The sequence below is a fragment of the Aquabacter albus genome (assembly GCF_040049275.1).
In the GTDB taxonomy this organism is placed as follows: Bacteria; Pseudomonadota; Alphaproteobacteria; order Rhizobiales; family Xanthobacteraceae; genus Aquabacter.
Window position 1 is genome coordinate 188,336 of sequence record NZ_JBDZDT010000004.1, and the last position, 23,871, is coordinate 212,206.

Below are 23,871 nucleotides of genomic sequence, written 5' to 3' on the forward strand. Positions count from 1 at the left end.
CTCATGGACGCCGCCACAAACGACATCCGGCACATCGAGGTCGCCCCCGGGGTGCGGCTCGCGGTGAAGGTCTCGGGCACCGAAGGCAAGCCCGCGCTCGTCTTCAGCAATTCCCTGGCGGCGGACCTCTCCACCTGGGACGAGGTGGCCGAGCGCCTCGCGCCCCACGCCCACATCGTGCGCTACGACACGCGCGGCCACGGCCGCTCGGACACCCCCGCCGGACCCTATTCCCTGGCGCAGCTGGGGCAGGACGCGCTGGCGGTGATGGATGCCCTCGGCGTCCAGCGGGCGGTGCTCTGCGGCCTGTCCCTGGGTGGCCTCACCGGCATGTGGCTCGGCGCCCATGCAAGCGAGCGCATTGCCGGCCTCGTGCTGGCCAACACGGCGGCGAGCTTCCCGCCGGCCCAGATGTGGCTCGACCGCGCCGCGAGCGCGCGGGAGGGCGGCCTCGGCCAGTTCATCGAGCCGACCTTGCAGCGCTGGTTCACGCAGAGCTTCCGCGATGCGCAGCCCGAGCGGGTGGCGGAGGTGGGCTGCGTCATCGGCGCGACCGCGCCGGCCGGATACGCCGCGAGCTGCGAACTGCTCGCCGCCACCGATCTTCTTCCCGATCTCGGGACCATCACGTGCCCGGTCCGCGTCATTGTCGGCGCCCATGATCCCTCGACCCCGCCGGCCCGCGGCGCGGAGATCGTGGATGCCATCGCCGGTGCCGACCTCGTCACCCTCGATGCCGCCCACCTCAGTGCCGTGGAAGCGAAGGACGCCTTCGCCGATGCGTTGATCGCGTTCCTGTCCCGCGTGAAATTCGCCTGAGCCAACAACAAAAGTCCGGAGGAAGAAGATGAACAAGCTTTCCACGTTCGGCCTTGCCACGTTGTTCGCGGCGACTGCCGTTACGTCATCGTTCGCCCAGACCCTCGACAAGATCTCCATCGTCGTGTTCGGCGCGCCTTCTCTCGGCGCCTTCCTGCCGCCCATCATCAAGGCGCAGAAGCTGGACGAGAAGAACGGCCTCGCCATCACCTTCGATGAGCGCACGCCCGACGCCTACACGGCGCAGTTCAATTCCGGCGAATACCAGGTGGGCGGCAGCGCCGCGCTCCTCACGGTGGGCCTTGCCGACCTGCGCGGCGTGAAGGTGACCTACCTGTTCAACCTGTTCGACTTCTGGGGCGCGGTGGTCACCTCCCGCCCCGAGATCAAGACCCTGAAGGACCTGGAGGGCAAGGATCTCGCGGCGGCCAAGGGCACCACCAACTGGGTGATGTTCGACTGGTTCGCCCGCCAGCAGGGGGTGGACACCTCCAAGATCGCGGTGGTGAACACCGCGACGCCCGGCCTCGTGGGCTATGCGCTGGCGGACCGCGCGAGCGGCGTCCAGCTCTGGGAGCCGGCCTATACGTCGCTGATGGCGAAGAAGCCCTCCATGCGGTCGCTTGATCTCAAGATCAAGGAGAGCTGGCAGAAGTTCACCGGCACCGACGACATCCCCTATCTCGGGGTCGCCGCGCACACCGACTGGGCCGAGAAGAACAAGCCGCTCATCCCCAAGCTCTATGCCGCCTACAAGGAAGCCGCCGACTGGATCGTCGCCCATCCCGAGGAGGCCGCGAAGCTGATCGCGCCCAAGGGCACGCCGGATGACCAGAAGGCCATCTCCGATCTCGTGAAGGCCAATGACCGCCTCGGCCTCAATGTCCGCTGGGCCTCGAGCAGCAAGCGGGAGATCAAGGCGGTGTACGAGGCGGGCCGCAGCATCGGCTTCCTGCCCGACTATCCGTCGAACGCCACCATTTACGAGGGAGCAAAGCAGTGACCGACCGAACCATCGCGGGGGGGCCCCCGTCCATTCCGGGAGCGGCCTTCGTGGGCGGCTTCGCGCGGACGGCGGCGCCCTTCGTCCTGATGGCGGCGCTTTGGCAGATCGCGTCGCTGTTCTTCCCGCCCTACCTGTTCCCCTCGCTGGTGGACGTGTTCTGGCGCTGCCTGGACATCCTGATCCACTGGTCGCAGCTCGTCGACGTGCTCGCCACCGTGCTGCGCATCCTGGCGGGCCTCGCCGGCGCCTTCATCATCGGCTGCGCCATGGCGCTGGCGATGGCGCGCTCGAAGGCGGTGGACGGCTTCCTCTCGCCCATCCTCACCTTCTTCCAGGGCATCCCCGCTTTGTCCTGGGTGGTGTTCGCCATCATCTGGTTCCACGGCGTCGAATTCCGCATCTTCTTCATCATGGTGCTCACCACGCTGCCGGCCTTCACCTTCCAGGTGCTGGGCGCGCTGCGGGCCATGTCCAAGGACCTGACCGAGATGGTGATGAGCTTCCGTCCCTCGCGGGCGAAGCTGTTCCGGGTGATGATCATGCCCGCCATCCTCCCGGAGATCCTGACCGCCTGGAAGGTCAATCTCGGCAACGCCTCGCGTGTCGTCGTGGTGGCCGAGCTGGTGGGCGCCACCGGCGGCGTCGGCTACCAGCTGCTCCAGCAGCAGCAGATCTTCGACATGGCCGGCGCGCTGGCCTGGACGCTACAGCTCGTCTTCTTCGTGCTCATCGTCCAGCACGTGCTGACCCTCATCGAAACCTTCGCCTTCCGCTACCGCGCCATTTCGGAGCGCTCGCTATGAACGCCATGGACGCAACCCTTTCGCCCGCCGCGCAGAAGAACGCCGAAATCCGCTTCGAGCATGTCTCGAAGATCTTCGGCCGCCAGGGTGGCAGCGACGTCTTCAAGGCGGTGGACGACCTCAATCTGGAGATCCGCCCCGGCGAGCTCGTCGCCATCCTCGGCAAGACCGGCTGCGGCAAGTCCACCATGTTCAACATGATCGCCGGCCTCCTGGAGCCGAGCGAGGGCAAGGTGGAGGTGTCGGGCCACAATCCCTTCACCGAGTTCGGCTGGTTCCGCGGCAAGATCGCCATCGTGTTCCAGAACGACCGCCTCCTGCCCTGGCGCACGGCGATCCAGAATGTCGAGCTCGGCCTCGAAATGCTGGACATCCCAAAAGCGGAGCGGCACGCCACCGCCCAGCGGTGGCTCACCCAGCTCGGCCTCGCCGGGCATGAGCACGACTATCCTCACGCGCTCTCGGGCGGCATGCGCCAGCGCGTGTCCATCGCCCGCGCCTTTGCCACCAATGCCGGCATCCTGCTCTGCGACGAGCCCTTCTCCGCGCTCGACGAGATGACCGGAAACCGGCTGCGCGAGGAGTTCGCCCGCCTCGTGCGCGAGAACGGCAAGACGGCGGTGTTCATCACCCATTCCATCAACGAGGCCCTGCAGATCGGCGACCGCATCGTCGTGCTGCGGCGCCCCGCCAAGATCGCCTACGACGTCAAGCTGCCGCGCAACGCGGAGAAGGCCGTCCAGGAAGAGGTCCGGTCCAAGATCCAGGCCGTCCTCGCTGAATAAGTGCCACGACCACAAGTGCCACGCTTCGATCGGGAGGAAACATCAATGACCAAGCTGACACGCCGGACATTCTTGGCGCTCACGGCCGCGGCCGCCGCCGTGGCAAAGCCGGGCCTGGTTCGCGCCGCCCAGCCGCTCAATGTGAGCGTGGTGCTGGGCAACGCCATGCACTGGGTCCAGTTCATCGCCGCCGAGAAGGGCATGTACAAGGATGAGGGCTTCGACGCGAAGCTGCTCGTGATGCAGGGCTCGGCCTCCTCCGTGCAGATGGCGATCTCGGGCGAGTACCAGCTCGCCACCACGCAGCCGGAGACTTTCGTCTCGGCGGTGGAGCAGGGGGCGAGCGAGATCGCCGCCATGAGCGCTCCCGCCAACAAGGCCGACTGGGTTCTGGTGGGCTCGCGCGGTGTCACCAGCATCGAGCAGCTCAAGGGCCGGCAGATCGGCCTGTCGGGCCTCCGGAACAGCGAGAGCTGGCTCACCACCCGCCTTCTGGAGGCGAAGGGCCTCAAGAAGGGCGACTACAGCTTCATCATCGCCGGCACCTCGCCGGCAAAGGCCGCGGCGCTGGAGAAGGGCGGCATCGGCGCCGCCGTGCTGTTCCAGCCGAGCGCCGAGTTCGCCATCAAGCAGGGCCTCACCCCGCTCGCCTCGTTCGAGGACATGCGCGCCTATCCCACGGTCTTCTATATCGTGAAGAAGAGCTGGGCCGGCGCGGACGAGAACGGCATGCGTTCGTCCCGCGCCCTCCAGAAGGCGTATTCCTGGCTCTGGGACCCCGCGAACCGGGCGGAAGCCATCCGCATCCTCGGCGTCTACACCAAGCGCGACACGGCGATCCTCGAGCCCGTCTATGACGATTACTTCGTGAAGCAGCAGTTCTATTCCAAGACCGGAAAGATCGATCTCGCCGGCTTCAAGACCGTGCTCGACGACATGGCCGAGGACGGTCAGGCGTTCAAGACCGCGCCTGCCCCGGCCAAGTTCATCCTCGACGCCAAGCTCGGCGGCCTCGCCACCTGAGCCAGCCCCTGGAGCCGCCCCCGGCGGGCGGCTCTCTCATCGCTTTGCTTCCCATGGGAGAGGTTTCCATGACTGCGTCCGCGCGTCCCTATAACGATCTGCACGACCATCTCGACGCCCTGCGTGCCCAGGACCTGCTCGTCACCGTCGACCGGAAGATCGACAAGGACAGCGAGATGCACCCGCTGGTGCGATGGCAGTTCGTGGGCGGCATGGACGAGAAGGACCGCAAGGCGTTCCTCTTCACCAATATCGTCGACGGCAAGGGCCGCGCCTACGACATTCCCGTGCTCGTGGGTGGCATGGCGGCGAACCGCGCGGTCTATTCCGTCGGCATGGGCTGCCCGGTGGAGGAGATCCAGGCGAAGTGGGACCACGCCATCGCCAACCCCATCGAGCCGCGCCTCGTCAATGACGCGCCCTGCCATGAGGTGATCCACGAGGGTGATGCGGTGAAGGGCGAGGGCAACGGCCTCGACCGCCTGCCCATCCCGGTCTCCACCCCCGGCTTCGATTCCACGCCGACGCTCTCCGCCACCAACGTCATCACCAAAGATCCCATCACGGGGATCCAGAACATGGGCACCTACCGGGCCGCGCTGAAGGCGCCGGACCGGCTCGTGGTGCGCATGGCGACCCGCGTGGGCGGGGCCGGCGGCTACCAGCACTATCAGGCCCACCAGAAGCGCGGCGACAAGGAGATGCCTTGCGCCATCGTGCTGGGCTGCCCGCCTTACGTGGCCTTCATGGGCCCGCAGAAGCTGCCCATCGGCGTCGATGAATTCACGGTGGCGGGCGGCCTCGCCGGGGCGCCCATCAATGTTGTGCGCGCCCGCACCGTGGACCTCCTCGTGCCGGCGGAAGCCGAGGTGGTGATCGAGGGCTATATCGACACGACGCGGGTGGAGCCGGAGGCGCCCTTCGGCGAATCCCACGGGCACGTGGCGCTCGAAGAATACAACATGCCGATGCGCATCACGGCGATCACGCACCGCAAGTCGGCGGTGATCCCGTCTTACATCAGCCAGGTGGCGCCCTCCGAATCCAGCGTGATCAAGCGCGTCGCCTACGAGCCTCTGTTCCTCACCCATCTGCGCGACACCCTCTCCATCCGCACGGTGAAGAAGGTGGCGCTGCACGAGCCGCTGACCGGCCTCCTGCGCGTGACCATCATCACCATGGAGCGGGACGCGCCGCGCACCGAGGTGTGGCGCGCGCTCTATGGCGCGGCCTACTTCAAGGGCGATTGCGGGAAGATCTGCATCGCGGTGAATGACGACATCGAGGCGGACAATGCCGACGCCCTCCTCTGGGCCATGGCCTACCGCGCGAACCCCATAGACGACGTGCAGACGCTGGCCCATCGCGGCCAGGGCCACGGCCCCAAGCGCGAGAGTAATGGGGAGGAGGATTCCACCCTCCTTATCGACGCCACCATGAAGTCGCCCATGCCGCCTCTGGCCCTGCCGAAGAAGGAATTCATGGAGCGGGCAAAGGGGATCTGGGAGGAGCTGGGCCTGCCCGCGCTCCGTCCGCAGGCGCCTTGGTTCGGCTACACGCTGGGCGACTGGCTGCCGTACTGGGACCAAGCGGCCGCCCGCGCGGTGGCCGGCGACTATCTGGAGAACGGCCGCATCAGCCTCGCCCAGCAGAAGGAAGGGCTGAAGCCGGAGACCAAATTCCGGCCGGAGTGAGCGGCTGCTGCTGCACGATTCCCTCTCCCGCTTGCGGGGGAGGGCTAGGGAGGGGGTTCGTTGTGACCAAAGCGAACTCCGCCTATCCGAACCGGCCCGTTATGTAGCGCAATGTCCGCTCGTCCTGCGGGCGGTTGAACAGCGTCTCGGTGGGGGCCGAACTCCACCAGCCGACCAAGATACATGAAGCCGGTGAAGTCGGAGACCCGCGCGGCCTGCTGAAGATTGTGCGTGACGATCACCAGTGTTTGCTCCGCCTTGAGCGTTTCCATGGTTTCCTCGATCCTGGCGGTGGAGAGCGGATCGAGGGCGGAGCAGGGTTCGTCCAGGAGAATGACCTCCGGCCTCACCGCGATGGTGCGGGCGATGCACAGGCGCTGCTGCTGGCCGCCCGAGAGGCTGAGGCCGCTCTGGGAGAGGATGTCCTTCACCTCGTCCCACAGCGTGGCCCGGCGCAGGGTGTCCTCCACGCGGATCTTCAGGTCGGCGGGCTTGAGCTCCTCATTGAGCCGCATGCCGAGGGCGACATTATCGAAGATGGACATGGGAAAGGGAGTCGGCTTCTGGGTGACCATGCCGATACGCGCGCGCACCGTGATGGGGTCCACCGACCGCGCCAGGATGTTCTCGCCATCCATGAGGACTTCGCCTTCGACCCGCTGATCCGGATAAAGCTCGTACATCCGGTTCAGGACGCGCAGCAGCGTGGATTTTCCGCAGCCCGAAGGGCCGATGAGCGCGGTGGTCCTGTTGCGGTAGATGGGCAGGCTCACGTCTTCGAGCGCGCGCACCTTGCCGTAATGATAGCTGACGTGGCTGACCCGCAGCTTCTCCGCCGGCCCGGGGTCGTTCCGGGACGATGTCCCGGCGAAGACGGGCATCGGAAGATGCGCCCCATCCGCTCCGGTTCCCACATGCATGGACATCGCCGGACACTCCGTCCTGACCGGCGCGCATCCTGATGCGGATGGGGGAGGACGTCCTTGCGATGGATCACGTCATGAAAGCGACGTGGAAGGCGGGGCTGGGGGTATCGGGAAGACTTGTACTGGGTCTCCATCCCGTGACTCCGTCATGCCCGGGCTTGTCCCGGGTATCCACGCCTCTCCCTTAAGTGGCGCCTAGCGGAGCCACGTGGATGGCCGGGACAAGCCCGGCCATGACGGTGGTTCTGGGGACGCCGGTCAGTCCAGCCAGCTCGGTGGCCTGCCGCCGCCGGCCGCCACCGCCACGGACGCACCGCGCGGGCCGATGCCCGGTCCCTCGCGCTGGAAGTTCGGGCAATAGGCGAAGGCCATGTTCCGCTCGCGGTCGCACCATGCGAACGCGCCGCCCGTCCCCGTATGGCCGAACGCCTTCATGTTGACGCCCATGGGCGCCGTCTCCGGCTCGTTGTGCATGAAGCCGTAGCCCATGCGCAGCCGGCGCTGGGTCATGATGCAGTCGCCCTCCCAGACGAGCTGCGACGCCCGCTCCACGGCCTCGGGCGAGAGGATGCGCACGCCGTCCACCTCGCCATTGCCGGCGAGCGCGGCATAGATGCGCGCCACGGCGCGCGCATTGCCGTGGCCGCCGAAGGAGGGCACCTCGATCTCGCGGATCTCCCGGCAGTTCTGGAAATAGCCCATTTGCGGCGCGGACCTGAAGGCGCGGCCGAGCGGGGTGGTGGGGTCCGAGGAAATCTTGAAGAAGCCGTTCTTCGGGTTCTTGTGCATGTCCGAGACGCGGGCGATCTCGTTGGGCCTGAGGCCGATCTGATAGTCCGCCTTCAGCGGGCCGGAGAGTTCCTCACGCAGGAAGGTGCCGACGCTCTTGCCCGTCACCCGGCGGACGATCTCGCCCAGGAGGAAGCCGATATTGATGGAATTGTAGGCGCCGTTCGTGCCCGGCTCCCAGGCCGGCTCCTGCACCTCCAAAGCATGGATATGGGTCTTCCAGTCGAACCACGAGCCGGGCGGGGCGGCGTCGCAGAAGATCACGCCGTCCGTGTGCGAGAGCACATGGCGCACCAGCACCTTCTCCTTGCCGGCTTGCGCGAACTCCGGCCAGTAGGTGGCCACCGGCGCATCGAAATCCACGAGCCCCCGGTCGATGAGCATGTGGGTGCAGATGGCGCTCATGCTTTTCGCCACCGAGTTCATGATGACGATGGTGTCCGAGCGCCAGGGATCGGTCTTCTCGGCATCCTTGTAGCCGCCCCACAGGTCCACCACCTTGTGCCCGTCCTTGTAGACGCACACGGCGGCGCCCAATTCCCCCCGGCGGCGGAAATTCTGCTCGAAGGCGGCCTTCACGCCGGCGAAATCGGGGCTGCACGTGCCCTCGATGCGGATATTGTCCTCGTCCATGGGGCGTCCTCCTCCCAATGCGATAGCGGATGTCAGTTGGCCTCGGGCTGGATGTTGGCCTCCTTGACGAAGGCGCTCCATTTCTTCGCCTCCTTGGCGATGAAGGCATTTGCGGCCTGGGGCGAGAGCTGGTCCGGCGGGAAGGCTTCCACGCCGCGCTCCACGTAGGCGGCCTTCACCTTCTCGTCGGCCAGGGTCTCCCGCAAAGCTGCGTTGAGCTTGTCGATGATGGGCTGGGGTGTGCCGGCGGGGGCGAGCAGTGCCTGCCAGAAGGCGATGTCGAGGCTCGGATAGCCCTCCTGGCCCATGGTGGGGATGTTCGGCAGGCGGGGATAGCGCTGGGGCGCGCCAAAGCCGTAGCCCTGGATCTTCCCCGTCAAGATCAATTCCGCTGAAGTGGTGGGCGCGGCCCAGACGAGATCCGCATGCCCGCCCACGATGTCGCTCATGGCCTGGCCGCCGCCCTTATAGCCGATCAGGGTCACCTCGGCGCCGATCTCGCGGGCGAACAGGATGGCCTGGAGATGGGCCAGCGTGCCGATGCCGGGATGGGCGAACTTCGCCGGCTTGCCGGGCCCCTTCATCCACGCGATCAGCTCGGGCAGGGTTTTCGCGGGGATCTTGGTGTTGCCCACCAGGAAGGAATAGGAGGTGTTCACCATCCCCACCGCCGTGAGCTCCTTCTCAACGTCGATGGCCTGCTTCGGATAGAGCACGGGGGCGATCACGAGCCCGTTCTGGTGGATGAGCAGCGTATAGCCGTCCGGCGCCGCGCGGGCCGCCTTGGCCGCTCCGATCATGCCGCCGGCGCCCGGCACGTTCTCCACGACGATGGGCTGGCCGAGCGCTTGGGAGAAGCGGTCGGAGATGGTGCGGATGGCGAGGTCGCTGGGGCCGCCCGGCGCATAGGGGTTGATGACGGTGATGGCGCGGGTCGGGAAATCGGCCGCGACGGCGGGGCCGCAGGCGAAGCCCAGCGCCAGCAGCGCGAGGGCCTTGAAGGCATTGGAGATGGGCACGCGATGTTCCTCCCTCTGATGTTCTTGTTGGTGTGCTGATCGTGGTTCGGGTCGTTCCTTCGCTCAGAAGGCGCGCTGCGCCCCCTCTCCCGCTTGCGGGGGAGGGGGAAGGCCGGGTGCCGTGCTTGGCTAACGCGTCTGGCTGCGCCGTGCCCCCTCCTTGACCCCCCCCGCAAGCGGGAGAGGGAATGGCGCGGCGGCTGTCCTCAGCCCGGAATGACCGGGAGCAGCAGATAGGGCTCCTCGCTCGGGGCGAAATGGAGCGTGTTGGTGCCGCCGAACACCTCCATGGGGCGGTCCTGCGGGTCGTCATGGACGAAGGGGCCGCAGCCCTTCATGGGGTTCTTCATGTTGGAGAGGGTCGCCGCGACGCCGTCCCATTCATAATCCCGGCCCCGCACGGTGAGGCCGATGCGGTAGCCCTTTGGCACCACGATGCAGGTGGGCCAGATCTCCACGTCCAGCTCAACCTTCTCGCCGGGGGTGAGCGGCCAGACCTCGTCATGGGGATGGTAGGGCCGGTAGGGGTGGCTCTTGTTCGCGTCCAGCTTGCGGTGCGACGCGCGCAGCCAGCCCTGGCCCACCGGCGTGTGCGGATCGAGCGCGCCGTAGAACACCACTTCCTCACCCTCGGGGTCGAACACGCGCAGCACCAGGAAAACGTCGGCGTCCCGGGTCTTGGAGGAGAGGAACAGCTTGGCGGCCGAGGGGCCGGTGATCTCCATGTCCTGTTCGAGCGGTGGGGTCAGGAACGTGACGCCCTCGCCCATGGCCTCATAGTCGAGCGCGGCGAGCGCCCGGGGCTTCTTCGTGTCGAGGGATTTGGACGCGGCGTCGAGGTAGAATTTGGTCCACTGGGTGCGGGCCAGCGGCCATTCATGCTCATAGCGCACTGGGAACTTGATCTGGCCCGGCCGGCGGATCTGGATCTGCACCTTCGGCTGCTTCTCCCAGCCGGTCTCCTCGCCTTTCAGGAAGTGGCCGAGGAAGCGCTTCTGGATGTCCACGCCATAGTCCGTGTAGAACTCGGCCCAGTGGGCGCCGCCGTGGATTTCCAGCCATTTGTGCTCGGAGGCGGCCTGGAGGAAGCCCTCCACATTGCCGCGCAGATGCAGCCCCTGGCCGCCCCAATTGCCGGCGGAGAGCAGAGGAATATTGATCTTGGTGAGGTCGCCGCCGAGGGCGTGATAATACTCACCATCCAGATGGTTGCGCAGCAGGTCGCCGGGCATGTCGGCGCGGGTCTTCGCCAGCACTTCCTCGGGGATGGTCTCCGGCCCGCAGACCAGTTCGCCCGTCACCCGGCTCTTCGGCCCGCGCTCGCCCAGGCCGTGCTGCACGGTCTTCACCTGCATGTCCTGCCAGTTCCTGCGGAACACGGAGAGGATGCCGCCATGGTGGGTGGCGTCGCGGTAATTGTCGGCGAAGCCTTCCCACACGCAGATGGCGGCGAGGTGCGGCGGCTGCTTGGCGGCGATGCGCCATTGGTTGGCGGCGAAATAGGAGATGCCGTTCATCCCCACCTTGCCGGTGCACCAGGGCTGCTCCGCCAGCCATTCGATGCAGTCGTAGAGGTCCTTGGTCTCGCGCGGGCTGTGCACCGAGAGGAAGCCTTCCGAGCGCCCCGCGCCGCGGCTGTCGATGCGCACGCAGGCGTATCCATCGGGCACCCATTTCTCCGGGTCCGGCACTTCCCAGGACTGGTACTTATTGGACGAGCCTTCCAGCGCGTCGGGATAGTCCCGCGCCATGATCTCCCAGGCCGTCTTGTATCCATCCTGGAAGGCGAGGCCCTTGCCATAGGGGCCGTAGGTGAGGATGGCGGGCACCTTCGCCTCGCCCAAGGGGCGGAAGATGTCGGCGCGCAGCACCACGCCGTCATCCATGGTAATCGGCACGTCCCAGTCGATGCGCATGCCGTCGCGTACTTCGCTCTTATTGCTCATGGTGCTCCTCCCGAGAGTTCCGCGGCCATGCCGCTTTCGATGGCGCCGCCCCGGCCTTTGGCCAAAGCGCGGGCATAGACGACCTCCGCGAGCGCCACGTCCTCGATGGCGACGCCGAGGGATTTGAACAGGGTGACGTCCTGCGGCGCGCGGCTTGGGCGCGCCTGCATGAGGTCCGACAAGGTGCGCACCTGCGACCAGTCGAGCTTTCCGGCCTGCGCGAGGTCGCGGAACTCGGCTGCCTCCATGTGGGCCTGGGGGATGTCGTCGGTGGCGAGCAAAGCGGCGCGGGTGACGAGGGCGCCGTCCACCTCCCGCCGGTCCGCCGCATTGGCGCCGGCCACGTTCACATGGGCGCCGTCCGCCACCCATTCGGAGAAGCATACCGGCTCCTTCGCCTTGGTGATGGTGGCGATGAGATCCGCCCCCCGAATGCAGCTCTCCGCGCTTTCGCAGGAGAGGGTGGAAACGCCGAAGCGCTCCCCCACAATCCGGGCGAAGGCATCGCGCCGGTGCTGGTCGCGGCCGAAGACGCGGATCTCGCTTAAGGGGCGCACGGCGGCGATGGCGGCGACCTGCCAGAAGGCCTGCTTGCCGGTGCCGACGACGCCCAGCACATGGGCATCCTCCCGCGCCATGAGGCGGGTGGCGAGGCCACTCGCGGCGCCCGTGCGCAGCTGGCTGAGCAGGTTCGCTTCGATGAGCGCGAGGAGGCGCCTGTCCTCGTAGGAATAGAGCAGGACGTTGTAGAAGGTGCCCTGCGGCGAGCCGCAATAGGCCTTCAGCCCGAACACGCCTTTGGGCGCATAGGTCGCCGCCATGATCTGGAACATGCCGCCCGGCAGCGGGGCGCGCTGGCGCGGCACGATGTTGATCTCGGCCGCCGGAGCGCCGAAGCAGCCGTCGAGCGCGTCGATGGCGTCCTCGACGGTGACGAGGTCGCGGACATCGGTTTCGGAGAGGAAGAGAGGAGTGCGGGTCATAATCGGTCCGTCATCTTGCGCGCGGCAAATAACCGGCGTCCGGCGGCAGCTTAGCCTGCGCCGTCGTGCCGCGAGGCACCTCTGCCGCTATCTCCCCCTCCCCCCTTGCGGGGGAGGGTCGGGGAGGGGGGTGATAAGGGTGCCGCCTGGACCACCGCGCGGCGGCCGAGCGGAGAGGGTGTCACCCCCCTCCCTAGCCCTCCCCCGCAAGGGGGGAGGGGATGGACGGAGCCGCCGCCACCGAAGGTCACAGCTTCAGCGCCTTCGCCTCGGCGATCACCGCGGCCTTGTCGAAGGCGTTGATCTCATCCAGCAGATCGTTGGTGGAGACGCCGGAGACGTCCTTCACCTGGTCCTCAAGGCCAGCGAAGGCGACCTGCGCCTTCCATTGCTCCAGGGATTCCGCGCCGAAGCGCTGGTCCGCCTGCCAGGGCTGGGGCATCCATTTGTCGGCGCGCGAGCGCACGATGGCGCGCGCCTCCTCCATGGCCTGCTCGTCGGTGCGGCCCTTGGGCTTGCTCTCGGGATAGACTTCCCAATGGAGCAGGATGGCATTGTCGAGGTTCGCGTAGGCGAACACGGTGGATTTCGCCATGGCGCGGAAGAAGCGCACGGTCGTGTCGCGGTTCTTCTGCAGCGTGGATTTCTGCACGCCGTAGGAATTGCCGAACAGCTTCTTCATGCCCTCGGTATTGGGCAATTGGCGCAGCGGGAAGCCGGCGAGCGCGATGCGGGCGAACGAGCCGTCCCAGAAGGCCATGGCATCCACACGCCCGCGATAGACCGCATCCCCCGCCGGCCCGCCTTCGCCCACGGACACCCATTCGATGTCGCTGTCCGGGTCGATCTTCAGTTCCTGGAACATGGCGCGGGCGCCGAAATAGCCGGTGTCGCCCTGGTTGCGGATGCCCACCTTCTTGCCCTTCAGCTCGGCCAGGCTCTTGATCGGGCTGTCCGGCTTCACCGCCACCGACCAGTGGGGCTCGCGCAGCCAGCAATAGGTGAAGATCACGTCGAGGCGCGGGTTCTTGGCATAGGCGTTGAGGAAGGCCACGGGCGAGACCGCGGAGGTCTCGCAATTGCCGCTGGCCACCGCCTGCAGGGTCTGGCCGGCGCCGGACATGTTCATGATGTCCATCTCCACCCCTTCCTTGGCGTAGTAATTCACCTTGGGGTTCTGGCCCACGGTCATGAACACCAGCTGCGGGTCGATGATGCCGGAGGCATTGCCAAGGCGCACCACCGCCTTGTTCTGGGCAAAGGAGATGGTGGGGCACAAAAGGCCCGCGCCGGCGGCGCCGAGCAGCGTGTTGAAGGTGCGGCGGGACAGCATGCGTTTCTCCCCTTCTTCTTGTGTGCTTTCAGCTTCCGGAGCCGTGCGCGCCTTGCCCCGGCCCGGACCAGAACAGGACGCGCCGCTCCACCATGCGCAGGATGCCGTGGAGCAGGATTCCGATGAGGGACAGGATGATGAAGACCGAGAAGGTGCCGGCCGTGTCCATGGAGGCGTTCATGGAGAGGATCAGCACGCCGAGGCCGCGCTGGGCGCCCACGAACTCGCCCACCACCGCGCCGACCACGGCGAACACGGCGGCCATGTCGAGGCCGGCGAAGATGTAGGGCAGGGCGCTCGGCAGTCGCACTTTCCAGAACATCTGCCAGGGATTGGCGCCGATGGCGCGCATCAGCTCGATGCGCTCCGGCTCCACCGCCCGGAAGCCCGCCATGGAATTTACCAGCAGCGGGAAGAAGGTGAGCAGGCAGATGATCACCACCTTGGAGGTGAGCCCGAAGCCGAACCATAGCACGATGATGGGCGCGAGCGCGATCTTGGGCAGGCTCTGGATGGCGACGAGATAAAGGCTGAAGGTCGCCTCGATGATGCGGACCTGCGAGATGATGGTGCCGAGGATGAGCCCCGCCGCGCTGCCGATCACGAAGCCCAGCAGCACCTCCCACAGGGTGACGCCGGTGTGCAGCCAGTAGCCGCCGCGGGCGAAGATGCCGGCATCGAGCCCCTTCCAGAGCGCGGCCACCACGTCGCTGGGTGGGGGCAGGATGTAGGTGGGCACGTCCAGCCACACCACGCCGTATTGCCAGGCGAGCAGCAGCACCACGAGGATGGTGGGCGCCAGAACCAGCTCGGGCCGGGTGCGCAGCAGAAGATGGAAGCCGGAGATGGGACGGGGCGCGTCGATGTCGAGCGGGCCGGTGTGAGCCTCGATGGTCATCCCAGTCCTCCGCCTTCGGCGACAAGCGTGGCGTCGTTCAGGCTGTAGAGCAGCCGGCGGATGTCGCTGGACGTGCGGCCGAAGGCCGGGTCGCCCATAGCTTCCAGCGAGCGCGGGCGCTTCAGTGGCACGTCGATGACGCACGCGATGCGGCCGGGGCGCGGGGTCATCACCACCACGCGGTCGCCCAGGAACACCGCCTCGGGAATGGAATGGGTGATGAGCACGATGGTCTTGCCGCTCTCGCGCCAGATGCGCTGGAGGTCGAGGTTCATCTGCTCGCGGGTCATGGCGTCGAGCGCGCCGAACGGCTCGTCCATGAGCAGGATGGCGGGGTCGCACACCAAAGCCCGGCTTATGGCGGCGCGCTGCTGCATGCCGCCGGACAGCTCGCCGGGATATTTGTTCTCGAAGTCGGCGAGGCCGACCATCTTGAGGAGATCGCGCGCCCGCGCCTTGGTGGCGGCGGCCGGCAGCCCTTGCACCTCGGCGGGCAGGAGGACGTTTTCCAGCACCGTGCGCCAGGGCAGGAGGATGGGGTTCTGGAACACGATGCCGATGTCCCGGCGCGGCTTCAGCACGGGCTGACCCACCACGCGCAGCGTGCCTGAGGAAGCGGGGATCAGGCCCGCCATGATCTTCAGCAGCGTCGACTTCCCGCAGCCTGAGGGGCCGACGATGGTGACGAACTCCTTCTCCGCCACGGAGAGCGAGATATCGGAGAGCGCATGCACGCGCTCGTTGCGCACGGTGAGGAAGATCTTGTCCAGATGCGATATCTGGATGGCAGCGTTGCTGCCCATATCCTTGCTCTTACCTTTGGGTATAGCAAGGGGTTCCGCGAGACGTGCCGTCTCCAGAGCCATGCGTTTTCTCCCTGGCGCCGTTCTTTTTGTTTGGGCTTTAAGCCCGTGGCGACAGAGAAAGCGTATGGGATGGATGCGATGCCATCCAATACTTTAGTGCTATGTGCGTGATGCCGGTGTGGCATCACGCTTATGTGGCCGTCATCCTCGGGCTTGATCCGGGGATCTCCCGGGGGTCCTGGCACGCCTGGTCCTGCAAGAGATGGCCGGATCAAGTCTGGCCATGACGCTGCAGGTGGATTTGACTCTAGCGCCGCGCCCGGCGGGGTTTGGCCGAGGCCGGGGAAGGCACCCCGCCGAACATGCCTTCCTTCTGGAGCCGGGCCATCTCCGCACGGGTGGCGTCGATCATCTTCTGCACTGCCGGCGTCAGCGGACGGTCCGTGCGCCAGGCGAGCACCCGGTCCATGAGCCAGCCTTCCACCTGGCAGAGCGTAAGCGTGCCGGCCTCGAAGTCGCGGTGCACCGCGCTGTGGGGCAAGACCGCATAGCCGAGCCCCGCTTTGACCAGCTTCTTCTGCACCTGGAGGCTTTCCGTCTCCACGCCCACGCGGATCTTCTCGCCGCTATGGGCGAGGTTCGCATCGAGCCAGCCGCGCACCGTGCTGGGCGGCGCGGCGAGGATCAGCGGCAGCGGGACGAGGTCGCGCCAGGTGCAGGTGGAGCCCGGCGCGAACTCGCCCGCCTGCCCCACCAGATAGACCGGCTCGCGCACCAGATTGTCGAGGCCCACATGCCGGTCCGCTATGCCGCGCGTATTGGGCAGAATGGCGATGTCGATGTCGCCGGAGAGCAGCCAGGAGCGCAGGTGCCCCACCCCCTCGAAGAAAGCGAGCCTCACCTGCGGGTAGAGGTCGAGATAGGTCTTGGAGAGGCCGCAGAACAGGATTTCGGCGATGGAGGGCGGCGCGCCGAAGCCCACCACGCCGCTCGGCACCGTCCCTTCCGCCATCACGTCCGCCACCGCCTGCTCGGTCTGGCGGCGGATGAAGCGCGCCCGTTCCAGAAGCAGCGTGCCGGGGGAGGTGGTGGCGATGCCCCGGCTGCCGCGCGTGAACAGCGCGACGCCCAGTTCCTCCTCCAGCTTCTGGATCTGCCGGGTGAGGGCAGGCTGGGCGATGCACAGGGCCTCGGACGCCTTGCGGAAGCTGCCCAGCTCGGCGATGCGCACAAAGTATTCGAGTTGCTTGTCGTTCATGCGCCATGCTCCGCACAGGAGAGCTTAAGGCAACAATCGGCGGACGCGGAGTCCCTTCGGCGCCTCGGCAAAGCCTCCGCTCATTTTGAGACGCGATAAAGGAGGCGGAAGGACACGTGGTGCGCGGCACCCACTGTCACATCGAGACGGGAAGCCGCCGCATGAAGGTGGTCGAGGTCCATGGCTTCCAGAATCAGCGTGCGATGGAGCACCTTGTTGCCCTGGCGCACGTGATCGCGGGTGGAGGCGGCGGTGGCATCCTCATCGTGCACGAGCAGCCGCGCGCCGACGACGCCCGCTGCTCCCAGCGCCTTCTCCGCCACTGCGCGCAAGGCGGCGCCGTCCGGCCCCTCGCCTTCGGGCGGCAAGGCCCACAGGGCGAGCGCCGCCCCCTCGCCTTCGCCGAAGGCGAACGCGATGCGCGAAATGGTGCGATGGGCGTTCTTGAACCGCATGATGAAGTGATGGCTCAGCGGGTCCGGCGCGGTGACCAGCGAGACATAGTCCGGGTGCGAGAAGACCCCGGCATCGGCGGCGTCGTAGATGGCGAGGTATTTCGGGCCGCCTTCCACTGCGCCGTAGCGCCGCCCGCGCAGGACCGAGGGGAAGCGCAGCACGCGGTCGCGCATGTGCTCGCGATTGTACCATTCGTTGAAGCGCGGCTCCTCCTCCGGCGCCATATCGGCCCAGGCCACCAGTGCGAAGCCGGCGCGCGTGTCGGGCGGGATGGGGCGCATGCCCTCGGACAGCTCGGTCATGGCGTTTCCTTCCTCAATCTTGGTTCTGGCCGCTTGCCCGGTGCAATGGCCGCACCAGACGCGAAGGGAGGCTTTGAGCGCCCTACATGTCCTCCCGGCGCACACGTCGAGACGTCGCGTGTGTTCATGGTGGACAGAGCGATGTTTCTGCGGGGGCATTGCCTTCTGGCATGGCGCTTGCGGAAATGGGGAACTGCGCATGCAGCCCAGACAACGCGAGAGTGTCGAAGATGAGCAAGAAGTCGGGAGTGCCCAAGGGCCAGCCATCCTCCAACGGGTTTCTGATGGCTTTCCTCGATCCGCCGGCCAATGAGGAGGACGAGCTTCACGCCTGGTACGACCTCGAGCATGTGCCCGAGCGGGCCGCCATCGAAGGCTTCCACACCGCCGAACGCTATGTGTGCCTGGAGGGCTGGCCGCGCTACATGGCCTTTTACGACCTCGCCTCCAGGGACGTGATGCAGAGCGAGGCGTATCGCGCCATTGCAGGGGCGAACTTCTCCCCCTGGTCGAAGCGCATCGTCCAGCTCGTGCGCGGCTGGCTGCGCATCGATGGAGACCAGATCTATCCCGGCGGCGTGCGCACGGGCGCAAAGGGCACGCCTTTGCGGCTGGCGGTGATCCGGATGCGGGGTGTCGAGGCCAAGCACGTGGACAAGCTGGCCGACATGGTCGGCGCCTTCCTGCATGACGTGAAGGGCGTGCTGCAGTTCCGCCTGCTCAAGTCCGTGGGAGGCGGCATTGCGGGCGATATCTACGCCGTGGTGGAATTCTCCCGGCCGGTGACCCTGGACAGCCTCGATTGGGAGCGCCTGAAGCTGCCATCCGGCGCCGTAGACATGGCGAACCTCTACACGCGCTACTGGCGCCGGGAGGATTGAGACGCGCCGCGCCCCGCCCACGCGGGGTGCGTCTCTCCCGAGAGAGGCAGGGGAGCGGTGTGGACCGCTCCCCGATTTTTCACTTCGACCAGAGCTCCTGGGTCTCCGCCCGCTCCTTCTCGACCCGCTTGATCATGCCCTCGGCATTGGCATAGAGCGGCAGCAGGCCTACGCGCAGTAGCCCCTCGGCCACCTTCGGGTCCGCGCAGATCTCCTGAAGCGCCTTGTCATAGGCCGTGACGATGCTGGCCGGCAGCTTGGGCGGGCCGGAGAGGCCGATCCAGTACAGCGTCTCGATGGAGGGATAGCCCGCTTCCTTGGTGGTCGGCGTGTCGGGCAGGTTCGGCCAGCGCTCCGGCGCGGCCACCGCGAGCACGCGCAGCTTGTTGGACTGGAGCGGCGCGGCAATGGAGGAATAGGAGCCCACGCCCATCTTCACGTGGCCGCCGGCGGTCATGGTGATGGCCTCGGAGCCGCCCTTCAGCTGCAGCGGGCGGGTCTTCGTGACGTCCACGCCGATGGCCTTGAAGAACTGGCGGTTGGCCATGTCCTGCGCACCGGCGCCGCCGAGCGAGGTCCAGGTGAACGTGCCGGGATCGGCCTTCGCGGCGGCCGCGGCGTCCGCCAGGGTCTTGTAGGGCGAATCCACCGGCACCACGAACTTCATGGGCGTGTAGGCGGTGATGGCGACGAAGGTGCGGTCCGTGACCTTGAACGGCAGGTTCTTCACCGCCGTATCCAGCATGGAGCTCTGGGGCGGGCCGTCCGCCAGCATGGTGTAGCCGTCCGGGGGCGCGTTCATCACGTCGTTCACCGCCGGCACGGTGTTGCCGCCCGGCTTGTTCACGATGCGCACCGGCACGCCCCATTTGGCTTCCAGCGCCGGGGCGATCACGCGCATGCCGAGATCGGTGGAGCCGCCGGCCGCGAAGGGCACGATGATCTCGATGGCCTTGCTGGGAAACTTCGCGTCCTGCGCCATGGCCGGGGCCGCCAGGGCAGTGCCCAGGGCCAGGGCCAGGAAGGCGCGCTTGCTGATGCTCATGGTTGTGTTCCTCCCTCTCGTTTTGTTTTTGCTGAGCCGCTGCCTATTGGCCGTCCAGGCCGAGGAAGCGGGCGGCGTTGCGGTACATCACCTTTTCCCGGTTCGCGTCGCTGATGTTCAGCGTCATGAACCATTCCTTGTAGTCCTTGATGGGGCAATACGGATAAGAAGAAGCGTAGATGAAGCGGTCCGACAGGAAGCCGTTTGCGGCTTTCACATAGTCGTCCATGCCCGGCATGTTCACGAGATACATGTCCGGCGACAGATAGAGGTTCGGCCGACGGAAGGCGACGTGGAGGATCTCCGCCACCCAGGGCCAGTTGCCGTGGGAGGAGACGATGCGCAGCGTCGGGAAGTCGGTCAGCACCCGGTCGAGGGTCGCGGGCATGGTGTAGCTGATGTCGGGGCCCGCATTGCCGCCGGTCATCATGATGACCGGCAGGTTGTGGTCCTCGCAATAGGCGTAGATGGGATAGAGCCGCCGGTCGTCGGTGTGGAGCGGGTTGGCATAGGCGCCGGGCTCGATGTTGATGGCCTTGAAGCCCGCCTTCACTGCGGCATCGATCTGCGCGATGGCGGTCTTGCGGTTCGTGACATCGATGGACGCGACGGGGATGAAGCGGCCGGGATGGGCGCCGGTGAATTCCAGCACCACGTCGTTCTCCACCGAGCCGAGCGGCCCGGAATTGCGGCCCACGATGACGCCCATGTCGACGCCGGCGGCGTCCATCTCGCCGATCATCAGCTCGACGGATTCCGCGCTCGCGGAAGGCGCGGGCTCAAAGCCGAGCTGCCGGGTGAAACGGTCGCGCCGGTCGCCGCTCGCATACATCACCATGTTGCGGAACGTCTTGAAGGGCGGCCGAATGCGAAAATCGATGATCGGCACAGTCAACTCCTTATGGGCGTTTCACTCTCAGGTCCGCCGGTCTTAGGTGCGTGCGGCGGTTGCTGTGAGGTCGCAAGAACTATGCCGGTCATTGCGCGCGCCGTGGCGCTGCCTGGCGAGGACAGCATGCTGTCGGCGGCAAATACATCTGTCCGGGCCGTGGACAGTTGGTCCGTGCTTTTCCGTCGCCCGAGGACACAGCCGCGGCGCGTGGGGGCCGGCGGTAATCCGACAAACGACATCGAAATTCTTCAATAAGATTGGCAGATCAAAGTCATAATTAGAATTTGATGGGCTTCTGCATAGTCGGCTGCTTTCCTCGATGCGACTCGTGCGCTGAAGGTTTTCTCCCCGACATGGATGTGGTCCAGAAGCCAAGGATTGATGCGCCGGAACAGGCATCCGGCCTGCGGACGCTATGGGCGCTCATTCCAGGGCTGGCCCTTGCGGCGGGCGTCACGGTGCTTGCCTATCTCCTGCGCGCCGCCACGGGCCTCACCATGGTGAGCCCGCTGGTGCTCGGCGTGTTCATGGGCATGGCCCTTCGGGCGGTGGTCCCCCTGCCGAATGCGACAAAGGCGGGCTTTAAATTCGCCGCGCGCCCGATCCTGCGCTTCGCCATCATATTGCTGGGCCTCCAGGTCACGTTCGGCCAGGTGGCGGGAGTGGGGGCCGAGGGTTTCGCCGCCGTCGCGGTGACCCTTGTGGCCACCTTCCTCGTCACGCGCTGGCTGGGCGTGCTCATGGGGGTCGGGCGGGAGCTGTCCGAACTGATCGCCGCGGGTACGGCCATTTGCGGGGCCTCGGCCATCGTCGCCACCAATACGGTGACGCGTGGGTCGGACGAGGACGTGGCCTATGCCATGGCCTGCGTGACCCTGTTCGGCTCCATCGCCATGTTCGTCTATCCGCTGCTGCTGCCGCTCACCGGCCTGGACGCGCACGACTACGGCCTGTGGACCGGCGCCTCCATCCATGAGGTGGCGCAGGTGGTGGCAGCCTCGTTCCAGGGTGGGCAACTGGCAGGCGAGGTGGGCACCATCGCCAAGCTCACCCGCGTCATGCTGCTGGCGCCCCTCGTCCTGACGCTGGCCTGGTTCGCGACGCGCCGGCGCGCGGACGCGGCGTCCAGGGCCTCGGCGCCGGTGCCCTGGTTCGTCTTCGCCTTCATCGCGGTGATCGCGGTGAACAGCCTCGGTGTGCTTCCCGCGGGAACGAAGGATATCGCCGCCCCGGTCACCACTTTCCTGCTCGCGGTGGCGCTCTCGGCCATCGGCCTCGACAGCGACCTGCGCAAGCTTCGCGCGAAGGGCCTCAAGCCGCTGGCGCTGGGCGGCGTGGCGACAATCTTCGCCTCCGGCATCGCCCTGGTGCTGATCGCGCTGCTCTAATCCCTTCAATTGCACGCCGGTTGCCTGTAGAACGGAGGCGGACCACCCGTAGCCGCGGGCCGGCAGGGGATGAGATGACCTTCGAGCAATTGCGCGTCTTCATCGAAGTCGCTGCCCAGCTTCACATGACCCGGGCGGCGGAGCGGCTGAACATGACCCAGCCTGCGGTGAGCGCTTCCGTCGCCGCGCTGGAGGCGAGCTGCGGCACGCATCTGTTCAACCGCATTGGCCGCCGCATCGAGCTGACCGAGGCGGGGCGGGTGTTCCTGGCGGAGGCGCAGGCCATCGTCGAGCGGGTTTCCCGCGCCGAGGCGGTGCTGAATGACATTTCGGGCCTGAAGCGGGGCAGCCTCGCCATCCATGCCAGCCAGACCATCGCCAATTACTGGCTCGGCCCGCGCCTGGCGGGCTATCGCGCGCGCTACCCGACCATCGCGCTCTCGGTCACCATCGCCAACACCACGCAATGCGTCGCCGCCGTGCTGGAAGGTCAGGCGGACATCGCCTGCGTGGAGGGCGATGTGGGCGAGGCGCTGCTGGTGAAGATCGCGGTGCCCGGCGACCGGCTGGTGCTGGTGGTGGGTGCGGGCCATCCCTGGGCGGGCCGCGCGGGGATCGCCGCGGCCGAACTCGGCGAGACGCCCTGGGTGCTGCGCGAGCGGGGCTCGGGCACGCGCCAGATCTTCGAGGACCGTTGCCGCGCCTATGGGGTCGATCCTGTCCGGCTCGAAGTGGCGCTGGAATTCCCCTCCAACGAGGCGGTGCTCAGCGCGGTGGCGGCGGGCGCGGGGGCGACGGTCATCTCGGAGCTGGTGGCGCAGGCCGGCATCGAGGCGGGCACGCTCTCCCTCATCCCCCTCGATTTCTCATCGCGGCCCTTCTTCATCCTGCGCCATGCGGACCGCTACCGCTCCCAGGCCGAGGACGCCTTCGTGGAACTGGTCCGCCAGCCGCCGGCAGTGATCGTGAAAGAGCGTATCAAGGCGGGGTAGGGCGCCGCCGGGGCGGCGCCCCTGCCGCATCACAGCGGCGGCTGCAGGGCCGCGAGCCACTTGGCGATCTCGGCATCGCCCTCCGGCACCTTCAGGGCTTTGGCCCATTTGCGCAGGGCCGGCTCGTCGATGGTGTTGACCGCATCGATCATCTCGCCGGTGTAGAAGTCCATGGGGTCGACCTTGCCTTCGAGGCCGAGGATTTCCACGAAATCGGTCCAGTTCTCCTTCGAGAAGGAGCACCATTTGTCGTTGGCGGCAGCGTCGCGGGCGATGAGCGGCGCGCGGGTGTTGATGATGGTGACGGCGTCCGAGATCGCCTGCTCGCGCGAGATGCCGGAGGGAATGGCCTCCGGGTGCATGTAGTAGCTCACCTTCACCGCCGCCTCGGGATTCTCCGTCATCACGATGATGGAGCGGATCATGCCCTTCAGCAGCTCGGCCACCTCCTTCTTGTGTCCCTCATACCAGGGCTTGGCGAAGGCGAAGACATAGGCGGTGGCCGCATTCTTCATGTTTGCGGGCGGCTCCAGCACGCGCACATTGATGCCCAGCGTCTTCAGCCGCACCACGTCCACGTCCGCATTGAGCAGGGCATCGATGCGCCCCGAGGTGAGCGCGGCCGCCGCCTGCTGACCGTCCCCAACCGGCAGCAGCGTGACATCGCCGGCGCTGATGCCGGCGTGCTTCAAGGCGAACTTCAGATAGCCGACGCCGCCATAAGCGAGGGTCGGCACGCCAATCTTCTTCCCCTTCAGCTCGGCATAGCTCTTGATGGGGCTGTCGGGCGTCACGGAGATGCGGTGGAGCACGCCGCGCAGGTAGACGCACGGGATGATGGCGGGAAGCTTCCGGCCCTCGGCAGCGGAGGCGAGGATGATGTCCTGTGTGCCCGTGCTGATGGTGATCTGGCCGGAGAGCATCAGTTGGAGGTTTTCCGCCGCGCCCTGCGTGCCGATGGATTTCGGCGTCAGGTCCTTCCCGAACAGCCCCATCGTCGTGCCGATCCACATGTTGGAAAAGCCGGGATTGAAGCTGCGCGAAGAGACGCCGATGACCGGATCGGCGGTCTGCGCAAATGCGGGGACTCCTGACGTCAGCGCGATGGCGAGAAGGCCAGCGAAACGGGCGAGGACAGGTCGAAACAGCGGCATGCAATGCTCCCAGCTCTGGTTGCCAGCCCTCTGCGACTTT

General features: G+C 66.8%; 21 protein-coding genes and 1 pseudogene. 9 read left to right on the forward strand and 13 right to left on the reverse strand.

All coding sequences use genetic code 11. From position 1 onward, the window contains the following. Positions 1–3 precede the first annotated feature (3 nt). The 6 genes from pcaD (at position 4) to ABLE91_RS10635 (ending at position 6,130) form a co-directional block, all read left to right on the forward strand. On the forward strand, positions 4–819 hold the full coding sequence (pcaD, locus tag ABLE91_RS10610) for a 3-oxoadipate enol-lactonase (protein WP_348930783.1): 816 nt from the start codon (positions 4–6) through the stop codon (positions 817–819). A gap of 28 nt (positions 820–847) precedes the next feature. Continuing rightward, positions 848–1,822 carry an ABC transporter substrate-binding protein gene (locus tag ABLE91_RS10615; protein WP_348930784.1) on the forward strand — a complete coding sequence of 325 codons (975 nt, stop codon included), beginning with the start codon at positions 848–850 and terminating at the stop codon, positions 1,820–1,822. Then, the gene (locus ABLE91_RS10620; RefSeq protein WP_348930785.1) at positions 1,819–2,628 is read left to right on the forward strand and encodes an ABC transporter permease; all 810 of its coding nucleotides are present in this window, start codon (positions 1,819–1,821) and stop codon (positions 2,626–2,628) included. Before ABLE91_RS10615 ends, ABLE91_RS10620 begins: the two co-directional genes overlap by 4 nt. Next, positions 2,625–3,413, forward strand: a complete 789-nt coding sequence (locus ABLE91_RS10625; RefSeq protein WP_348930786.1) for an ABC transporter ATP-binding protein — start codon at positions 2,625–2,627, stop codon at positions 3,411–3,413. The genes ABLE91_RS10620 and ABLE91_RS10625 overlap by 4 nt, the downstream gene beginning before the upstream one ends. Positions 3,414–3,458: 45 nt before the next feature. Then, positions 3,459–4,436 (forward strand): ABC transporter substrate-binding protein, encoded by a 978-nt coding sequence (locus tag ABLE91_RS10630; RefSeq protein ID WP_348930787.1) that lies wholly within the window; start codon positions 3,459–3,461, stop codon positions 4,434–4,436. Positions 4,437–4,504: 68 nt separating this feature from the next. Then, positions 4,505–6,130, forward strand: coding sequence for a UbiD family decarboxylase (locus tag ABLE91_RS10635; RefSeq protein ID WP_348930788.1), 1,626 nt, complete (start codon positions 4,505–4,507; stop codon positions 6,128–6,130). Positions 6,131–6,212: 82 nt separating this feature from the next. Here ABLE91_RS10635 and pstB read toward each other — a convergent pair. From pstB to ABLE91_RS10685, 10 genes and pseudogenes are all read right to left on the reverse strand, one after another. Beyond that, a pseudogene (gene pstB, locus ABLE91_RS10640) lies at positions 6,213–7,011 on the reverse strand (phosphate ABC transporter ATP-binding protein PstB). Positions 7,012–7,314: 303 nt separating this feature from the next. Next, on the reverse strand, positions 7,315–8,478 hold the full coding sequence (locus ABLE91_RS10645) for a serine hydrolase domain-containing protein (protein ID WP_348930789.1): 1,164 nt from the start codon (positions 8,476–8,478) through the stop codon (positions 7,315–7,317). Between the two features lie 32 nt (positions 8,479–8,510). Beyond that, on the reverse strand, positions 8,511–9,497 hold the full coding sequence (locus tag ABLE91_RS10650) for a Bug family tripartite tricarboxylate transporter substrate binding protein (RefSeq protein WP_348930790.1): 987 nt from the start codon (positions 9,495–9,497) through the stop codon (positions 8,511–8,513). Positions 9,498–9,703: 206 nt separating this feature from the next. After that, complete coding sequence (locus ABLE91_RS10655) at positions 9,704–11,443, reverse strand: CocE/NonD family hydrolase (protein WP_348930791.1); 1,740 nt, start codon at positions 11,441–11,443, stop codon at positions 9,704–9,706. Then, on the reverse strand, positions 11,440–12,426 hold the full coding sequence (locus ABLE91_RS10660; RefSeq protein WP_348930792.1) for an ornithine cyclodeaminase family protein: 987 nt from the start codon (positions 12,424–12,426) through the stop codon (positions 11,440–11,442). The genes ABLE91_RS10655 and ABLE91_RS10660 overlap by 4 nt, the downstream gene beginning before the upstream one ends. Positions 12,427–12,673: 247 nt before the next feature. Next, on the reverse strand, positions 12,674–13,759 hold the full coding sequence (locus tag ABLE91_RS10665) for an ABC transporter substrate-binding protein (RefSeq protein ID WP_348930793.1): 1,086 nt from the start codon (positions 13,757–13,759) through the stop codon (positions 12,674–12,676). A gap of 28 nt (positions 13,760–13,787) precedes the next feature. Beyond that, positions 13,788–14,657: an ABC transporter permease gene (locus ABLE91_RS10670; protein ID WP_348930794.1), complete on the reverse strand. Its 870-nt coding sequence runs from the start codon at positions 14,655–14,657 to the stop codon at positions 13,788–13,790. Further along, the gene (locus ABLE91_RS10675) at positions 14,654–15,460 is read right to left on the reverse strand and encodes an ABC transporter ATP-binding protein (RefSeq protein ID WP_348930795.1); all 807 of its coding nucleotides are present in this window, start codon (positions 15,458–15,460) and stop codon (positions 14,654–14,656) included. The genes ABLE91_RS10670 and ABLE91_RS10675 overlap by 4 nt, the downstream gene beginning before the upstream one ends. A 310-nt stretch (positions 15,461–15,770) precedes the next feature. Then, positions 15,771–16,721, reverse strand: coding sequence for a LysR family transcriptional regulator (locus ABLE91_RS10680; RefSeq protein WP_348930796.1), 951 nt, complete (start codon positions 16,719–16,721; stop codon positions 15,771–15,773). Between the two features lie 80 nt (positions 16,722–16,801). Continuing rightward, complete coding sequence (locus tag ABLE91_RS10685) at positions 16,802–17,479, reverse strand: hypothetical protein (RefSeq protein WP_348930797.1); 678 nt, start codon at positions 17,477–17,479, stop codon at positions 16,802–16,804. Between the two features lie 230 nt (positions 17,480–17,709). Between ABLE91_RS10685 and ABLE91_RS10690 the strand changes: the two genes are divergently transcribed. Continuing rightward, positions 17,710–18,360 carry a hypothetical protein gene (locus ABLE91_RS10690; RefSeq protein ID WP_348930798.1) on the forward strand — a complete coding sequence of 217 codons (651 nt, stop codon included), beginning with the start codon at positions 17,710–17,712 and terminating at the stop codon, positions 18,358–18,360. A gap of 79 nt (positions 18,361–18,439) precedes the next feature. On the opposite strand, the gene ABLE91_RS10695 is transcribed toward ABLE91_RS10690, so the two are convergent. Together ABLE91_RS10695 and ABLE91_RS10700 are read right to left on the reverse strand one after the other, a co-directional pair. Then, a complete protein-coding gene (locus ABLE91_RS10695) occupies positions 18,440–19,405 on the reverse strand; it encodes a tripartite tricarboxylate transporter substrate binding protein (protein WP_348930799.1) in 966 nt (321 codons plus the stop codon). Between the two features lie 43 nt (positions 19,406–19,448). Next, on the reverse strand, positions 19,449–20,294 hold the full coding sequence (locus ABLE91_RS10700) for an amidohydrolase family protein (protein WP_348930800.1): 846 nt from the start codon (positions 20,292–20,294) through the stop codon (positions 19,449–19,451). 356 nt (positions 20,295–20,650) lie between these two features. On the opposite strand from ABLE91_RS10700, the gene ABLE91_RS10705 reads away from it, so the two are divergent. Both ABLE91_RS10705 and ABLE91_RS10710 read left to right on the forward strand, forming a co-directional pair. Beyond that, a complete protein-coding gene (locus ABLE91_RS10705; protein ID WP_348930801.1) occupies positions 20,651–21,685 on the forward strand; it encodes a YeiH family protein in 1,035 nt (344 codons plus the stop codon). Between the two features lie 74 nt (positions 21,686–21,759). Continuing rightward, on the forward strand, positions 21,760–22,677 hold the full coding sequence (locus ABLE91_RS10710) for a LysR substrate-binding domain-containing protein (RefSeq protein WP_348930802.1): 918 nt from the start codon (positions 21,760–21,762) through the stop codon (positions 22,675–22,677). A 29-nt stretch (positions 22,678–22,706) separates the two neighbouring features. On the opposite strand, the gene ABLE91_RS10715 is transcribed toward ABLE91_RS10710, so the two are convergent. Beyond that, positions 22,707–23,831: an ABC transporter substrate-binding protein gene (locus ABLE91_RS10715; RefSeq protein ID WP_348930803.1), complete on the reverse strand. Its 1,125-nt coding sequence runs from the start codon at positions 23,829–23,831 to the stop codon at positions 22,707–22,709. Between the last annotated feature and the right edge of the window lie 40 nt (positions 23,832–23,871).

Coding starts and splice junctions, on each gene's coding strand:
- ABLE91_RS10655 (WP_348930791.1), bottom strand. CDS start 11,443: ATGAGCAATAAGAGCGAAGTACGCGACGGCATGCGCATCGACTGGGAC.
- ABLE91_RS10675 (WP_348930795.1), bottom strand. CDS start 15,460: ATGGGCAGCAACGCTGCCATCCAGATATCGCATCTGGACAAGATCTTC.
- ABLE91_RS10625 (WP_348930786.1), top strand. CDS start 2,625: ATGAACGCCATGGACGCAACCCTTTCGCCCGCCGCGCAGAAGAACGCC.
- ABLE91_RS10665 (WP_348930793.1), bottom strand. CDS start 13,759: ATGCTGTCCCGCCGCACCTTCAACACGCTGCTCGGCGCCGCCGGCGCG.
- ABLE91_RS10615 (WP_348930784.1), top strand. CDS start 848: ATGAACAAGCTTTCCACGTTCGGCCTTGCCACGTTGTTCGCGGCGACT.
- ABLE91_RS10690 (WP_348930798.1), top strand. CDS start 17,710: ATGAGCAAGAAGTCGGGAGTGCCCAAGGGCCAGCCATCCTCCAACGGG.
- ABLE91_RS10645 (WP_348930789.1), bottom strand. CDS start 8,478: ATGGACGAGGACAATATCCGCATCGAGGGCACGTGCAGCCCCGATTTC.
- ABLE91_RS10670 (WP_348930794.1), bottom strand. CDS start 14,657: ATGACCATCGAGGCTCACACCGGCCCGCTCGACATCGACGCGCCCCGT.
- pcaD (WP_348930783.1), top strand. CDS start 4: ATGGACGCCGCCACAAACGACATCCGGCACATCGAGGTCGCCCCCGGG.
- ABLE91_RS10705 (WP_348930801.1), top strand. CDS start 20,651: ATGGATGTGGTCCAGAAGCCAAGGATTGATGCGCCGGAACAGGCATCC.
- ABLE91_RS10630 (WP_348930787.1), top strand. CDS start 3,459: ATGACCAAGCTGACACGCCGGACATTCTTGGCGCTCACGGCCGCGGCC.
- ABLE91_RS10710 (WP_348930802.1), top strand. CDS start 21,760: ATGACCTTCGAGCAATTGCGCGTCTTCATCGAAGTCGCTGCCCAGCTT.
- ABLE91_RS10715 (WP_348930803.1), bottom strand. CDS start 23,831: ATGCCGCTGTTTCGACCTGTCCTCGCCCGTTTCGCTGGCCTTCTCGCC.
- ABLE91_RS10680 (WP_348930796.1), bottom strand. CDS start 16,721: ATGAACGACAAGCAACTCGAATACTTTGTGCGCATCGCCGAGCTGGGC.
- ABLE91_RS10660 (WP_348930792.1), bottom strand. CDS start 12,426: ATGACCCGCACTCCTCTCTTCCTCTCCGAAACCGATGTCCGCGACCTC.
- ABLE91_RS10685 (WP_348930797.1), bottom strand. CDS start 17,479: ATGACCGAGCTGTCCGAGGGCATGCGCCCCATCCCGCCCGACACGCGC.
- ABLE91_RS10695 (WP_348930799.1), bottom strand. CDS start 19,405: ATGAGCATCAGCAAGCGCGCCTTCCTGGCCCTGGCCCTGGGCACTGCC.
- ABLE91_RS10635 (WP_348930788.1), top strand. CDS start 4,505: ATGACTGCGTCCGCGCGTCCCTATAACGATCTGCACGACCATCTCGAC.